Below are 16,410 nucleotides of genomic sequence, written 5' to 3' on the forward strand. Positions count from 1 at the left end.
TCAGGATATTACTTCGCCAAATAATGTAGCAGCAGTGCAGTCTACGATTTTGACACGGACATAATCTCCTTTTTGATGATTTCCTTTCGGGAAAATAACCACCTTATTGGCAGAATTTCTTCCTTTTAGTTGATCTTCAGAACGCTTGGAGGTGCCTTCTACCAGTACCTCTTGGGTTTGTCCAAGATCAAGTTTATGTCTTTCCAGGGAATGCTGGGACTGTTTGGTGATGATTTCTTGAAGCCTACGTTTTTTGGTTTTCAAGGGAATGTCATCTTCAAACTTTTTGGCAGCAAGGGTGCCAGGACGCTCCGAATAGAAGAACATATATGAAAAATCGTACTTCACGATATCCATTAGACTCAATGTTTCTTGGTGCTCTTCTTCGGTTTCTGAGCAGAAACCTGCGATCATATCGGACGAGATACCACATTCCTGTCCCAGGATCTCACGGATCTTGGACACTCTTTCGAGGTACCACTCACGGTCGTAGGTCCTGTTCATTAAGTCCAGTATACGGCTATTGCCGCTCTGGACGGGAAGATGGATGTATTTACAGATATTATCGTACTTTTTCATGGTGTACAGTACCTCATCCGTAATGTCTTTTGGGTGGGAAGTAGAAAACCTAACCCGAAGTTTGGGGTTCACTTTGGCCACCATTTCCAGAAGGTTGGCAAAGTTAATGACCTCACTGACTTCCTCTTCTTGCTTATTGAGGCGTGCTTTGTTGTTTTCTTCAGGGGACCATTTGTAGCTGTCCACGTTTTGGCCAAGGAGGGTGACCTCTTTATAGCCTTTGTCGAAAAGCTCTTGTGCTTCCTTTACAATGGAGTGGGGCCCCCTGCTTCGTTCCCTGCCACGTGTGAAGGGTACCACACAGAAAGAGCACATATTGTCGCAGCCCCTCATAATGGATATAAATGCACTGACGCCGTTGGTGTTCAGCCTTACTGGTGAAATGTCCGCGTAAGTTTCTTCACGTGATAGGAAGGTGTTGACACCCTTGTCGCCTTCTTCGGCTACTTTTACCAGATTGGGCAAATCCCTGTATGCATCAGGTCCCACCACCACATCAACGAGCTTTTCCTCTTCTAGCAGCTTGTCTTTTAGCCTTTCTGCCATACAGCCCAAGACGCCAATGGTCAGTTCCGGCTTTTCTCTTTTTATGGTATTGAACTGTGTAAGCCGCTTGCGGACGGTCAGTTCTGCTTTTTCACGAATGGAGCAGGTGTTTAGGAAAATGACATCCGCTTGTTCGAAGTTGGAAGTGGTATCAAAACCATTCTCCTTCATAATGGATGCGACGATCTCACTATCAGAAAAATTCATCTGACAGCCATAACTCTCTATATAGAGTTTCTTTTGCTTTCCTGTGTTCTCATCTTCAGTGGTCTTAAACTCACATGCCTGCGCCTCTTCTGCAGGAAGGATGTCGATATCCTTGATAATGTTCTCCATAACTCACTTTCAATCAATTTGAGATGCGAAATTAATAAAATACCGACAAAATGACAGGGGTTTGCTCGTTAATCTTTTTTAAGTTGGTGGATTTAGAAATTGGATAGATGAGTATTATGGAAAGGGTTGATGTCCCGTGGTTTAACGTGAATTTTTTATGAATACACTTGGTTTAGCATGAAAATTGGTTTATCCTTCACGACAAGTTGTTTTTGCCAATAACACGAAAACATTTTTCATCAAAGTAGACTTTTACTTATTATCTTTACTAAGAGAACTAAACAGATACAATTGAATAAACTAAAAAAGGTACTTTATAAATTTTTCAAGGTATTTAAGGTGATACTATTGGTATTGCTGGTAATCATTGTGGGTGCGTTGCTTTTTATCCGGAGTCCTTGGGGACAAGATATCATTGTGGGCAAGGCCGTCAGCTATGTAAAGGGGAAAACCAATACTGCAATTGGTATTAAAAAGCTCTATGTTACCTTTTCGGGAAATTTATTTTTGGAAGGACTTTATCTAGAAGACCAAAAAGGTGACACGCTGGTATATTCTGGGAAACTGGAAACAGGAGTGGAGGTATGGCCACTGATCCAAGATGGAGCCATCCACGTGACCAAACTGGAATGGGATCAGCTTACGGCCAATGTGATGCGTGATGAGGAAAGCGGTAAATTTAATTTTGATTTTTTGATGGAGGCATTTGCTTCCGGTGATAGTACGGCCACTGCCGAGCCGGATACTGCCCAAGCGACCTCCGGAATGCCAGAGGTGGATTTAGGGCCAGTGGATTTAAAAGATTTCCATATCACCTATCAAGATGGCGTGATGGGGATAGACTCCAAGATCAATTTAGGGGAAATCCACTTGGACATGGAGCGGATTGACCTGAATAAGATGGCTTTTTACATTCGCGACCTTCAATTTAGAAATACCTCTGCCAGCTATAAACAGACGAAGCCTTTTCCTTCAGCGGAAGAAGACACCACGTCTGCTGCTGCGATGCCTGTAGTGATAGTTGACCGTTTTTTGGTGGAGAATGTGCAGGCTGATTATTCTTCGATCCCAGATGATATGGAAGCAGAAGTGGATTTGGGGAGCTTGCTGGTGGTACTCCCGGAAGCAGATCTTACAGCCCAAAAGATTCATCTGAAAACCTTGGGATTGAAAGATTCTAATATGGCGATAAACCTTCCCGCAGCATCGTCCAATGCTCCTCCGGCCCCTGCCAGTCCTTCAGAGACGGCGCCATTTCAGTGGCCAGGCTGGACAGTGGATGTGAACACTATTGGCTTGGAGAGGAATGCCTTCGATGTGACAATTGGAAACCAACAAGTGACTCCAGGGGCTTTTAATCCAGAGGCCATTTCGCTGTCCGATTTTCATCTGCTGGCTTCGCAGCTTTATCTAAAAGACGGTGGAGCAGGACTGTCTCTGGACCGTTTTGACTTTAAAGAAGGAAGTGGCTTTCAGCTCAGGGATTTTGTGTTCAAAGCGGAGGTGACAGATACAGGTGTGACATTGGCGGGGCTGGACGTTGCTACTGGTAATAGCGCTTTGAACGGGGATTTGCTTCTGAAATATGGTTCTATGGATGAACTGATCAACAATCCAGAGAAGGCTGCCTTTGAGGTGAAACTGCCCAGTATAACGCTCAATGGAAAAGACGCTTTGTATTTTGTGCCGGAATTAGGTAAAGACACCCTTTTCAGAGAGGCGAATAAAAAGAACCTTACTGGTCAAGTAAAAATACATGGCAGTATGGCCAATATGAAGATCGATAAAACTCAACTGAATTGGGGCAAAACCACACAGGTGTCTGTTAATGGAGCCCTAACGCAGGCAATGGATCCCGATAAACTCCAGATGGACTTAGAGGAAGTCCATTTCCATACCACAAGAGATGACTTGCGGGGCTTTTTGGATGAGAAGGCTCTCGGAGTACGTTTTCCTGATGATATTGTACTGAACAGCTCCGTAAGGGGAATGCTGGATGATTTGGTGGCCGAGGCTGCTGTAGAGACTTCGGACGGAGATCTTTTCGCAGATGCCAAATACATGGACAAAGAGCAGCTGTTGTTTGATGCCAAGTTAAGCGGGAAAGAGCTTTTGATGGAGAAAATATTGCCTGGACAGGGGCTGGGTACGTTGAGTTTTGACATTGAAGCTGCTGGAAGTGGAAGTAGCTTGGAGAAACTTGACGCCACCTTGACCAGTTCATTTGAAGAGTTGTCGTATAATGATTATGATCTTTCAGGTTTGGTATTGGACGGGAAGCTTAAGGACGGTGAAGGAGAGGTAAATACCGCATTTACAGACGAAAACTTGGATGCGAACTTAAAAATAGGCCTATTGCTGGACTCTCTTAATTCAAGGTATACAGCTGATTTGGATCTAAAGGGAGCCAATTTGAGGGCTTTGGGATTGACCGCTAAAGATATTCGTGCACGGATGAAGCTTTTGGTGGATTTCCGAGGAAATCCGGAAAACTTTGATGTTACGACCAAAATAAGTGATGGCTTGGTCGTGTATGATAAACGGTCTTACCCTCTGGGCAATTTGGATATTCAGGCAGCGGTACGTCCCGATAGTACCAGCATGGATATCAGCAGCTTAATGTTGGATGGTTTTTTGCATTCCAATGCCTCACCTGCACACATTGCAGCAGGGATGGAGCGGCACTTTGAGGGATATTTGGCAGATTCTGTTCAGATGGACAGTGTAGCGATGGACACAGCCATGAGGAAACCCGTAAACCTTGATTTACAGTTGGCATTTAAACGGGCACCAGTGCTTGATCAAGTATTTGTGGAAGGCCTTGAGAAGCTGGATTCTGTGGATATTCGTGTCAATTTCAAGGAACAGCACCACACATTACAAGCCGATATCAACATGCCCCATATCCAGTATAACGAGATGATGCTGGATAGCCTGCAAGTGGATGTGGATGGTGATGGTACTGAAATGAGGTTTGAAGTAGGTTTTAAGGATCTCCGAGCGTCTCCACTGGCCATGGGAAGGACGTCTTTTAGCGGGGAGTTCAGACAGCAAAACCTTTATTTGAACTTTGAATCATACGACGAGGAAGAGCAGTTGTATTATGTGGATTCCAGGGTGGATTATAAGGGAGATACCATGCACCTTCATGTGGAGCCAGAGGGCTTGGTGCTGAATAGACAACAATGGGAAGTACCTGCTTCCAATAGCGTTTCTTATGCTCCTGAGTCATTACACTTTAGGGATTTTAACTTTTCTTACGAAGGACAAAAACTTACTTTCAGCAACAGTATTAATCAAGATGTAGCAGAACAGGTAGGGGTGACATTTGACAATTTCAGACTCGGTACGGTAATGGGCCTGCTCAACCCTGATCACCTTCTGCTGGGCGGCCAACTGAATGGGGATTTTGTTGTACAAAACCCGTTTGGTGCCATGGGGATCGTGGCCGATATGGACATTACGGACATGAAGACCATGGATGTCCAACTGGGCAATTTGGCGCTAAAGGCGAAGTCAGTCGATACCAAATCATACGATTTTGATTTGGCCCTAAAGGACAAGGGAATTGACTTGGATATTGTAGGGGATTATATGGCGAGTGAAGAAGGGGCTAATTTGGATCTCCAGTTGGATTTGAATCAATTGCAGCTAAAGCTCCTGGAAAATCTGATGCCCGAGCAGTTTGGTGAATCAACAGGTAGTCTTAAGGGAAACCTGGCCTTAAGTGGAACTACCACCGCTCCCGAATATGAGGGGGAGTTTAGTTTTGATTCAGCTTCTCTATTGGTCAAAATGTTGAATTCCAAATTTACCTTGCCCACCCAGCCGCTACGGTTGGATGACAGTGGGCTGTACTTTGACCAATATAGTTTTAAGGATGCTGATGGTAACAGCTTCACGCTGGATGGAGAGGTTGGGACGGAAGACATGACCAACCCTAATTTTGACCTGCAGCTTACCGCTCAAAATTTTCAAGTCCTTAATTCCACTCGCGAAGATAACGACCTTTTTTATGGTAAAGCCAACCTCAATGCTGATGTCAAAATCACGGGTGATATGAATCTTCCGGTCGTCAATGCCAACCTTAAGGTGAACGAAGGTACAGACCTGACTTTTGTGATTCCCGAAACACAACTGGAGGTGGTAGAAAGAGAAGGCGTGGTGCTGATCGTAGATAGGGACAATCCCAACGATATCCTTACCAAAAGGGAGATGGAAAATTCCGAAGCGGTATTTACAGGGATGGAAGTAGAGGCTGTGCTAGCAGTGGATCCTAATGCCGTGTTTAGGGTGATAGTAGATGAGCGATCTGGTGATAACCTCATGATAGCTGGTGATGCTGACCTGAACCTTATTATTGAACCAAATGGAAAGATGAACCTGTCAGGGATCTATGAACTATCTAAGGGACACTATGAAATGAGCCTTTACAGTTTAGTGTCCAGGAAGTTTAATATTGTCGAAGGAAGTACGATTACATGGAAAGGGGATCCTATGGATGCCAACTTGGACATTACCGCTTCTTATGATGTCAAGACCTCCGCCAGTGACCTAATGGCGACCCAGATTTCCGGTGTGAGCTCCGAAGTGTCCAACCAATACCAAGAGCGATTACCGTTTATCGTTTATTTGAATGTAGAAGGGGAATTGCTCAGGCCTCAGATATTTTTCCAGCTGGATATGCCGGAAGATGAGCAAGGAGCTTTAGGCGGGAATGTCTATACTAGGATTCAGCAAGTCAACGAGGAAGAGGGAGAGCTGAATAGACAGGTGTTTTCATTATTGGTGCTGCAGAAATTTATGCCCACTACTGGCGGAGATGGTACAGGTGGAGGTACCGCTGGTCTGGCAAGGTCCAGTGTCAGTCAAATGCTTTCCAGTCAGCTAAATGCGCTTTCCAGTAATGTGTTGGGGAATTCTGGCTTTGAGCTGAATTTTGATCTGGATAGTTATGAAGGCTACCAAGGCGGTCAGACACAGCTCAGTGTGAGCGCCCAAAAACGACTTTTTGATGATCGATTGATCGTGCAAGTAGGTAGCGAGATGGAGCTGGAGAGCTCCAGTCAGGATACTCAAAATGACGGGGCCGTATTCGGGAATGTCAATATCGAATATTTACTTACAGAAAGTGGACGCTACCGTCTGCGGGGATTTAGAAAAAATGAATTTGAAAGTATCATTGACGGTCAGGTGATCGTCACCGGAATCGCTTTTATTCTCAATCGGGAGTTCAACAAATTCAAGAATTTTTGGAAGACTGATGAGCGGATACAGCAAGAGAACCAAGAAGAAGGTAGTAAAAACAGTGCTCCGGAAAGTGAAAACCAAGCGGATATAGAATGAGGATAGCAACGTTATATTGGTCAGTGTTTTTTTTAGCAATGCTAAGTTCTTGTGGGGTGGCAAAGTACATTCCGGAGGGAGAGCAATTATATACTGGTGCCGAGCTAGAGATTACCACAGAAGACAAGGAGAATGTCAACGAAAAAACACTGGGAGTTATTCAAGACAGGCTACAGGAAATGATCCGTCCGGAAGCAAATAGCAAGTTTTTGGGAATGCGGGTGGGGCTTTGGGCCCATTATAAAGGGACACAGGAAAAGCCGGGATTTATCAATCGGTTTATGAACAAGAAATTTGGTCAGGAGCCTGTCTACTTCAGTCAGGTAGATCCCTCAAAGACGGAAGAGCTGTTGTTGAACAGATTAGAAAACAATGGTTTTTTTTACGCGACTTCGAGCAGTGAAACTACCGGGAAGGGAAAGTTCTTGGGGATGGCCTATGTCGTAGACGTCAGTAGGCCATACTTGCTGAATGAGCTGAAGTTAGAAGGGGATACATTAAGCATCCAGAAGGAAATGGCCGCAATCTTAAAGGATACCAAGCTTGTGGAGGGTACAAGGTTTGAGTTACAGGCATTCAAGGATGAACGGACGCGGATAAATGACGAATTGAAGCTAAAGGGCTACTATAACTTCAATGCTGATTACCTGATTTTCGAAGCAGATACCAATAATTATGATGATCGGAAGTTTGACTTGTTTTTGCGCCTTAAGTCTGGAGTGCCCAATCAGGCCGTAGTCCCTTATTCGATCAATGAGATTCATGTGTACCCCAATTATTCGGTGGAGGAAAACACCAAAGAACAGGATACCACAGTGGTGGAGAATATAGATTTTATCCAAGATGTGGTTACTTTCAGACCAGACTTACTGGAAAAGTACATTCTGATCAAAGAAGGACAGCGGTACAGCTCTGAGGAGTCGAGGTTTACATCCAATAGGCTTTCGTCAATTGGGAACTACAGGTATGTCAACTTGCGGTATGATGAAGTCGATTCTGTTGGAATGGACGATGAAGGGAAATTAGATGCTAATATCTATCTTTCGCCTTTGAAGAAAAGGTCAGTAAGGGCAGAATTACAGGGACTTTCTAAATCGAATAACTTTATCGGCCCTTCTATTTTATTGACTTATCGCAATAGGAACTTGTTCAAAGGCGGCGAAACAATGAACATATCGGCAAGTTTTGGTTATGAAACACAGATTGCTGGTGGGGATAGGACAGGCTTGAGTACATATGACATAGGCCTGAGCGGGGACCTGATTTTTCCACGGGTTATCTTTCCGTCCCAAATCCAAGACCGGTTCAGGTATTCGGTGCCCAAAACCAAAATCAGCCTTGGAGTACAGTCTATCAATAGGATTGGCCTTTACCGTCTCAATAATGTCTCTACAAGCTATGGTTACTATTGGAATGCCAACAGGTTTGTATATCATGAGATCAACCCGATCAGCTTGAGTGTGGTAAGCTTATCGGATGTGACACCCGATTTTCAGCAGATATTGGACGATAACCCTTTTCTGGCCAAAAGTTTTGAACAGCAGTTTATTGCTGGACTGAATTACACCTTTAATTATAACCAATTAGGGGATGATTTTAGGACGCACAAGATTTTTACGGGCTTTTCTTTAGACATGGCAGGAAATCTGATAGGGGCTTTTGATGGAAAGAGTACCGTGGAGGAGCCCAATAAAATATTTGGGATGGAATATGCGCAATATGTACGTGGTGATTTGGATTTTAGGTACCACTTTAAGCTGGGAGAGGATGAAATCCTTGCTACCAGGGTTTTTGGTGGTGTGGGTGTGCCTTATGGTAACTCCATTTCCCTTCCCTACATTAAGCAGTATTCGGCAGGTGGGCCGAATAGTGTAAGGGCTTTTCGGATACGCTCACTAGGGCCGGGATCATATAGGCCGGATTCTATCAATAACCAATCCTATTTTGAACAGACCGGGGATATCAGGCTAGAAGGAAATATAGAGTACCGTTTTCCTCTTGTCCCGTATTTGAAGGGGGCTTTGTTTGTGGATGCAGGTAATGTCTGGCTGATGAATGAAAATGAAGCATTGCCCGGCGGTCAATTTACAGGCTCTTGGTTTAGTGAATTGGGAGTAGGGGCAGGGGTTGGCCTGCGGATAGATATTGAGTTTTTCGTGATCAGATTTGATTTTGCATCTCCATTACGAAAACCTTGGTTACCTGAAGGAGAAAGGTGGCAAAAAGAGTTCAAGCCATTTGACCGTGATTGGAGAAGGGAAAACTTTATCTTTAATTTTGCAATTGGCTATCCGTTCTAGATAGGGGAAGATTGTAGAATTGCTTGATCGTAAAATTGATGTGGTGCTAGGCGATACCCAAAGGCTACCGCTTTTTTCCTGTCGCCAATCGATGATTATCCCATTTTACAACTTCACAATTCTACAATCCCATAATGCTTATGTAGAGAGTATTTTTGCTACGCGGAAGTCTTCTTCATCTACTTCCTTGTCATCCACGATGGCCCGTTTGATAGGGGTATAGACTACTTTGTTGTTGATGACACCGGCCATGACATCACATTTGCCTTGCATGAGGCCTTCTACGGCGGATACACCTAGTTTACTGGCAAGTACACGATCGTAAGAAGTTGGTGATCCACCACGTTGGAGGTGGCCAAGGATCGTTACCTTGATATCATAATTGGGCAGGTATTTCTTCACTTTCTTAGAAATTTCCAGAGCGCCGCCACTTTTGCCACCCTCAGCCACGATGACCACGTTAGCTTGCTTTTTGGCTTTTGCACGGGTGTTCAAACGGTCAATCAGTGATTCCACGGGCATTTTCTTTTCAGGGATCAGCGTGGCTGCTGCCGCACTTCCGATACCGGCGTTGATGGCAATAAACCCAGAGTCCCGTCCCATTACCTCTACGAAGAAAAGCCTGTCGTGGGAGGTTGCGGTATCCCTGATTTTATCAATGGCTTCTATGGCCGTGTTGCAGGCGGTATCAAAACCAATGGTATTGTCCGTGCCAGATAGGTCATTGTCGATGGTGCCTGGAAGGCCGATCGCTGGAATACCAAATTCCTTGTAGAATAAGTGGGCACCAGTAAGCGAACCGTCACCTCCGATGACCACTAGTCCATTGATGCCGTGTTTTTGGAGATTGTCGTATGCTTTTTGTCGGCCTTCAGTGGTCCTGAATTCTGCACTTCTGGCAGACTTGAGAAAAGTACCACCTCGCTCCAGGACATATGCGATATCAGAACTCTCCAGTTTACGGATATCGTTTTGGATCATTCCTTCGTATCCTCGGTAGATACCATATACTTCTATGTTATAATAAAAAGCACAACGCACTACGGCACGGATGGCTGCGTTCATTCCCGGCGCGTCCCCTCCTGAGGTTAGTACACCGATTTTTGTGATTGCTTTACTTTCCATCTTGAAAATCGGTCGTTATTTGTTTGAACATCAGATTTGCAGAGGCTAGGTTGGTAGCCAAAGGTATATTGTGGACATCGCAGATTCTCATCAGCATTTGTACGTCTGGTTCGTGGGGGTGCTTGTCCAAAGGATCCCTGAAAAATATCACCAGATCAAGTTTCTTTTCTGCAGCCATGGCCGCTATTTGGGCATCACCACCGTAAGGGCCAGACATTAGTTTTTCGACCTCAAACCCCGCTCGTTCGATATGCGAGCCTGTGGTACCGGTGGCAAAAAGGCGTACATCAGCTCCCAGGAGTCGGTCTTTAAAACCACTTAGAAAGTGTACCATGTCAGCTTTTTTTCCGTCATGGGCGATTAAAGCAATTCTCATTATCTTCTGTTTAATAGGTTGATGGCCTAAAGTTATGAAAAATTAAAGATTTTGTTCAAGGTTTATATAGCTAAGATAGTAATGGTGATGTTATGGGGAGAGGAGGACGATAAGGAGTGCCGTGAAGAAGCCTGACCCTGACACCTTCCAGACCACAGGAAGGGTTGACTGGCGGATGTATACTGCTTTTCAGAAAACCTATTGACCTGGTAACCCAATACCTCTAAATCCTAATAGGGATCTACATCCACTACAAAACGAACGGATTTGAATTCCTTTTGGGTGTTAAGTTCGAAGATCAGTTGGTTCATCTCATGTTTGAAAATGGCCGGAGTATTGCCTGTTTTGTCGAGCTTTATATAGATGTCGAATAAATACTGGTTTTTGACTTTACCGATCAATCCTTTTTCTGGTCCTAAAATGATTTTCTTTACAGGGATTTCCTTCAGCAGGTTGGCCAAGTGCCGAGCAGCTTTTTCGGCTATCTTAGCCTCTTTATGTCGGGCAGTGACCTTGATGTTTTTCACAAAAGGAGGATAGAAAAACCGTTGTCTTTCGGCCATTTCTGTCATATAAAATTCCGTATAGTTCCCTTGTATGACTTGGTCAAAGACAATATTGTCCGGCCTTCGGGTTTGGATGATGACGCTTCCTTGTCGGTCTCGTCGGCCTGCCCGGCCAGCTACCTGTGTGATTTGCTGGTAAGCCCTTTCTCCTGACCTGAAATCCGGGAAATAAAGGATCCGATCAGCATCCACAATACCCACTACCGTGACACGGTCAAAGTCCAGTCCTTTGGTAATCATCTGGGTGCCTACTAATATGTCCAGGTTCCCCGATGCAAATTCATCAAAAATCCGTTGATAGGCATATTTGCTTCTGGTCGTGTCCAAGTCCATCCTGCCGATACGGGCTTCGGGAAAGAGCAGTGACAGGCTTTCCTCCAAGCGTTCTGTGCCGATGCCAACGGTGGTCAGCTTGTGGCTCCCGCATGCGGGGCAGGCACGCGGTACTTTTTCTTTAAATCCGCAATAGTGACAACGCATCTCTTCACTATACTGGTGATAGGTGAGATTGACATCGCAATGCTCACAATCGGGAATCCACCCACACTCTTCACAGGAAATATAAGGTGCATACCCCCGCCTATTCTGAAATATAAGGACCTGCTCTTGTCTGTCCAGTGCTTGCTGGATCTTTTCGCGCATTAGCCTTGTGAAATCCAGTTTGAGCAGGTTTTTCTTTTTGTCCACCAAGATGTCTGCCACGTGAAATTCAGGAAGCTGGGCTTTTCCAAAGCGCTTGTCCAAGTGAACATACCCGTATTTTTGGGTACGTGCGTTATAGAATGATTCGTAGGAGGGAGTGGCACTGCCCAAGAGGGTTTTGGATTGGTGAAGCCACGAAAGCATGATGGCCGCATCACGGGCCTGAAAACGAGGAGCCGGATCAAACTGCTTATAGGAAGGCTCATGCTCCTCGTCGACGATGATCATTCCCAAACTGTCAAATGGAAGGAAAATGGCGGACCTGACACCTACCACAAAGGAAAAACGGCCGCTCAGTACACCTTGCCAAACCTCTACTCGTTCGTTGTCGGAGTGCTTGGAATGGTAAATGCCCATTTCACTGCCAAATACCTTCTGAAGCCTGCCGACAATCTGGGTGGTGAGGGCAATCTCAGGAAGCAATAGCAGCACTTGTGAGCCACTGTCTAGGACTTCCCTGATCAGATTGATGTAGATTTCGGTTTTTCCACTCCCCGTAATGCCGTGCAGGAGAACGGTTTGCTTTTGATCAAATTGCTCCTTGATACTGGATAAACCTTCTTCTTGAAATTCCGCTAGATGAATTTCACGATCATCCACAGGGAGATTGTCAAATCGGCTGACAATGACTTTAAATTCTTCCAATACCTCGTTTTTGATCAGCGTCTTCAGGGAACTGGGAGAAAGCCCTGCATCTGTAATGGTCTTTTTCTCAAGCCCCTTTTCGTTCTTTTCAGGGCTCAGAAATACCGGTATTTCTTGTAGGTATTTCAGTAGGATTTCCTCTTGCTTGGTGCTTTTGCTGAGCTTTTCAAACAGTTGCTCCAACGCTTCTTTTGAGGATGAAAATGGCTCTTTTAGCCGGATTCTGTTTTCTACTTTTGGCGTATATTTATCTTTTACCTGTTCATAGACCAAAACAGCTTCTTTGGCGACCAAACTTTTGATGATTTCATAGCTGGACTTGATGCCCAACAGCTTGCCACAGTCTTCATAAGTCAATTCGGGCTTGCTTTCCAGCACATCTAAAATGACTTGCTCACGAGGGTCAATGGGGAATTTGCAGTGTTCTTGGTCAAAATTCGGGTTGAGTTGGATCCTGCTTTCACTGCTGAGCTTAAGCCCGGAGGGCAAGGCGGCGTTCATTACCTCACCGATCTGACAGCAATAATATTCAGCCATCCAAAACCAAAACTTGATTTGTAGGGGATTGACTACGGGATGGTCGTCCAGTACCTCTAAAATAGGTTTGGTTTCATAGTCTTTTGGAGGTTTTTGATGGACTTTTCCAATGATCCCGGTCAATACTTTTTTTCTGCCAAATTGTACGATCACACGATAGCCAATGCCAACGGATTTTTCCATGGATCTGGGAATGCGATAGGTGAACATCCGCGGAATGGGCACAGGCAGGATGATATCGGCAAATATGGCCGGGGCGCTCGTGGCGTCAAGTGAGGTGTTGTCTCCAAAAAGATCTTCCAAGGGAATTAACTGAGTTTTGGGAATTGGTCAATTGCTTCTGCTACCGTGGCCACTGGGCGCTGGCAGGTCTTGTCAAAACAAACGTAAATTAACGCATTTCCATTTTGATCTGCTACTTTATCAGCCAAAAGTGGGATGTCCTTGGTGTCGGTTTCTGATGCTGCAGTGACCTTCAGCATAGGCGAGTTCTTATGGAGCTCCTGAGCCAAGGAAACAGCTCCTTTTCCGATGATGGCTACTTCTGGTGTGCCGATGAATTCCGAAAGGTATAGGCTTGCCCATTGAGTCAGAAATCCGGGGTCTGAAAGGATCAGCTTTCGCATCAGCCCTAGCAGTTGGCCTGTCAATTGGAGGTAACGGTCATCGTAGAAGTACCGGCCGAGTTGGTGAAGGTTACTGGCCATAAGTGCATTGGAAGAAGGGATTACGTTGTCAAATATCTCCTTTTTGTTGGCGATAAGTACTTCAGCATCAGGGTTGTTGAAGTAGAAGAGACCATCGTCTTCGTCAAAATAATGGGTCAGCACAAAATCAGTGAGGTCCTTGGCTTTGAAGAGCCATCGCTTTTCACTGGTGAGTTGGTACAGGTGGATGAATCCTTGAATTACAGCTGCATAGTCCTCCAAAAAAGCAGGCGTGTAGGCCTTGCCTTCTTTGTAAGTACGGTAGAGCTGGTCTCCTTTCAGCATATGATTTATGATGAATGTTCCGTTTTGTATCGCCAGTGTCTTGGCGGATGGATTCTCCGTAGCCCAAAAAGCCTGTACCAGACCCGAGATGGTCAGCCCGTTCCAGCTTGCGATGACCTTGTCATCTAGACCTGGCCGAGGGCGTAAATCACGGATTTTTAATAGCTTTGATTTGGTTGTCCGAAGCTTGTCTGTCAGTTGGTCGGTAGAAAACCCGTATTTTGCAGCAATGGTTTCATAGGAGGATTTTTGGAAAAGTATATTGACGCCTTTTTCCCAGTTGCCTGTTGGGGTAATCGTATAAAGGTCATAAAACCAAGTTTCGTCCTCTTCAAGAATGCTCTCCAGTTCTTCATGGGTCCAAGTGTAAAACTTGCCCTCTTCGCCTTCGCTATCTGCATCCAATGCTGCATAAAAACCTCCTTCACTTTGAAGCATTTCCCGTTGGAGCCACTGGATGGTCTCATTTATTTTTTCCTCAAACAATGCTTCACCGCTCTGCTGATAGGCCTTGGCATAAAGCGAAAGCAATTGTCCATTATCATAGAGCATTTTTTCGAAGTGAGGAGCAAACCACTCCCCGTCCACAGAATACCTGGCAAAGCCGCCGGCTACATGATCATATATGCCACCCATGCCGATTTTATGTAAGGTTAAGTTGACTTTTTCATGTATTGCTGTATCGTTTCGTAGCGAGGAGTAGCTTAGTAGAAATTCCCAAACCGAGGGCATTGGGAATTTTGGTGTACGATTAAAGCCACCCCATTGTGGGTCCACTTGACCGGCGATTTTTTGGGCAATATGCGTCAGGTCTCCTTGGGACAATTTGCTGGAATCCTCTGTTAATTGGTATTTTTGCCGTTCTTTTAGCTTGATGCTGTTTCCAAAGCCCTCAGCACTTTTTGCCAGTTCTTCAAAATGTTTGTCATAGGCTTCAGCGATATTTTGTAGCAATCCATTCCAGTGGGTATTGGGGAAGTAGGTGCCACCATAGAAAGGCTTTTGGTTTGGCATGAGGAAGACATTGAGAGGCCATCCGCCTTGTAGTCCCATGGACTGGACCGCATCCATATAGATGTTGTCAAGATCAGGACGCTCCTCTCGGTCGATTTTGATGGCCACAAAGTGCTCGTTCATGATAGCGGCAGTGGTTTCGTCCTCAAAGCTCTCGTGCTCCATTACATGGCACCAGTGGCATGCGGAATAGCCGATGGATACGATGATGGGTTTGTTCTCTTTTTTGGCCTTTTCCAATGCTTCAGACCCCCAAGGGTACCAGTTGACAGGGTTGTGGGCATGTTGAAGCAGATAGGGACTTTGGCTATGGATGAGCTGGTTGGCTTTTTTTGACATGGACATCGGTTTTTTCCTTAATGGGTAAGAAGTTGGTCGGTTACCAGTTTGATCTCTTTGGTGAAATCAAATTTACCGGACATTTGTTCCATTTTGCTAAGCAGATTTTTCAGGAATTTTTGATGGGACTCACTTTCTGCGTTAAATGGCTTATGTGCTAGGGCAGTTTTTATCGCCATGATATGTTTGGCCTGTTTTTGGGCGTTTTCACTAAGGTGACTTTTGGCAAAACGCTCCCAGATATAGTCTTCTGCTTGTGCGGAAGGGTGGATAAGGTCGTCTTTATAGAACCGGTAATCCCTTAATTCATCCATCATGATTTCATAGCTGGGGAAGTAGTTGATGTTATCATAGGATTCAGCGATTTGTCCACAAGCTACCCTTAGGGTTGATTTGCTAAGTTGGTTTTCTGGAATGCCATCTTTGGTGTGCCTGACCGGGCTTACTGTCAGTAGGATGTTCAGGTTGGCATTCACTTTATTTAGGTGTTGGTAGGTAGTGGCAAAAGCCTGTGTTATTTCATCTATGGAAAGCATCCTTTTCGAGAATTCCTTGGCTGGTTGCTTGTGGCAGTTGGCTACGATCTTTCCAGAGGGGTTATGTTCATGGATATAAGCAGTACCCAAGGTGATGATCAGCAAGGAAGCGGAGCTAAGAGCTTCTTTGGTCTTTTTTGTGGTAGTGGAGAGCAACTGTAGGAGGCTCTCTTTGCTGGAAGCTGCCATTGAAGAATGACAGGAGAAGTGAAGGTGGCGCCCATCATGTTTCAGGAATAGCTCCTCGGGAAAGGGGGCATTTGTCAAGGTCGTATCAATGAGTTGTAAAAGGGAAATTGGATTGAAAAGTGTCCCAAAAGGATTGTTGAGGACATTGAACTTCCTTTCGGATAATTTCTGCCCCATCACATTCGAAAAACAAGAACCTAATGTCACTATCTCCTGTGAATGGTCAAGCGGCTCAGAGAAAAGAGGGATTTCAAAGGTTGTCTGTAACTGCATAAAACGAAA

Annotated in this window: 8 protein-coding genes; 2 read left to right on the plus strand and 6 right to left on the minus strand. The window is 45.0% G+C overall.

The genetic code is table 11. From position 1 onward, the window contains the following. The gene (miaB, locus tag DN752_RS17500) at positions 1 to 1,461 is read right to left on the minus strand and encodes a tRNA (N6-isopentenyl adenosine(37)-C2)-methylthiotransferase MiaB (RefSeq protein ID WP_112785152.1); all 1,461 of its coding nucleotides are present in this window, start codon (positions 1,459 to 1,461) and stop codon (positions 1 to 3) included. A gap of 291 nt (positions 1,462 to 1,752) precedes the next feature. On the opposite strand from miaB, the gene DN752_RS17505 reads away from it, so the two are divergent. Further along, positions 1,753 to 6,807 (plus strand): translocation/assembly module TamB domain-containing protein, encoded by a 5,055-nt coding sequence (locus DN752_RS17505; RefSeq protein WP_112785153.1) that lies wholly within the window; start codon positions 1,753 to 1,755, stop codon positions 6,805 to 6,807. Then, positions 6,804 to 9,107 carry a translocation and assembly module lipoprotein TamL gene (tamL, locus tag DN752_RS17510; protein WP_112785154.1) on the plus strand — a complete coding sequence of 768 codons (2,304 nt, stop codon included), beginning with the start codon at positions 6,804 to 6,806 and terminating at the stop codon, positions 9,105 to 9,107. The genes DN752_RS17505 and tamL overlap by 4 nt, the downstream gene beginning before the upstream one ends. 138 nt (positions 9,108 to 9,245) lie before the next feature. Here tamL and pfkA read toward each other — a convergent pair whose 3' ends face one another. The 5 genes from pfkA to DN752_RS17535 form a co-directional block, all read right to left on the minus strand. Then, positions 9,246 to 10,232, minus strand: a complete 987-nt coding sequence (gene pfkA, locus DN752_RS17515; protein ID WP_112785155.1) for a 6-phosphofructokinase — start codon at positions 10,230 to 10,232, stop codon at positions 9,246 to 9,248. Next, complete coding sequence (locus tag DN752_RS17520; protein WP_112785156.1) at positions 10,222 to 10,608, minus strand: methylglyoxal synthase; 387 nt, start codon at positions 10,606 to 10,608, stop codon at positions 10,222 to 10,224. The genes pfkA and DN752_RS17520 overlap by 11 nt, the downstream gene beginning before the upstream one ends. 230 nt (positions 10,609 to 10,838) lie before the next feature. Then, a complete protein-coding gene (gene priA / locus DN752_RS17525) occupies positions 10,839 to 13,361 on the minus strand; it encodes a replication restart helicase PriA (RefSeq protein ID WP_162633251.1) in 2,523 nt (840 codons plus the stop codon). 5 nt (positions 13,362 to 13,366) lie between these two features. Beyond that, positions 13,367 to 15,403 carry a thioredoxin domain-containing protein gene (locus DN752_RS17530; RefSeq protein WP_112785157.1) on the minus strand — a complete coding sequence of 679 codons (2,037 nt, stop codon included), beginning with the start codon at positions 15,401 to 15,403 and terminating at the stop codon, positions 13,367 to 13,369. A gap of 17 nt (positions 15,404 to 15,420) precedes the next feature. Then, entirely contained in the window at positions 15,421 to 16,401 is a 981-nt protein-coding gene (locus tag DN752_RS17535) for a GSCFA domain-containing protein (protein WP_112785158.1), read from the minus strand. Between the last annotated feature and the right edge of the window lie 9 nt (positions 16,402 to 16,410).

Origin of the sequence: Echinicola strongylocentroti, from assembly GCF_003260975.1 — a bacterium.
GTDB classification, from domain to species: Bacteria; Bacteroidota; Bacteroidia; order Cytophagales; family Cyclobacteriaceae; genus Echinicola; species Echinicola strongylocentroti.

What these genes read in the sequence shown, in the direction of transcription:
- DN752_RS17530 (WP_112785157.1), bottom strand. Translation starts at nt 15,403, where the DNA reads ATGTCAAAAAAAGCCAACCAGCTCATCCATAGCCAAAGTCCCTATCTG.
- miaB (WP_112785152.1), bottom strand. Translation starts at nt 1,461, where the DNA reads ATGGAGAACATTATCAAGGATATCGACATCCTTCCTGCAGAAGAGGCG.
- DN752_RS17535 (WP_112785158.1), bottom strand. Translation starts at nt 16,401, where the DNA reads ATGCAGTTACAGACAACCTTTGAAATCCCTCTTTTCTCTGAGCCGCTT.
- DN752_RS17520 (WP_112785156.1), bottom strand. Translation starts at nt 10,608, where the DNA reads ATGAGAATTGCTTTAATCGCCCATGACGGAAAAAAAGCTGACATGGTA.
- pfkA (WP_112785155.1), bottom strand. Translation starts at nt 10,232, where the DNA reads ATGGAAAGTAAAGCAATCACAAAAATCGGTGTACTAACCTCAGGAGGG.
- tamL (WP_112785154.1), top strand. Translation starts at nt 6,804, where the DNA reads ATGAGGATAGCAACGTTATATTGGTCAGTGTTTTTTTTAGCAATGCTA.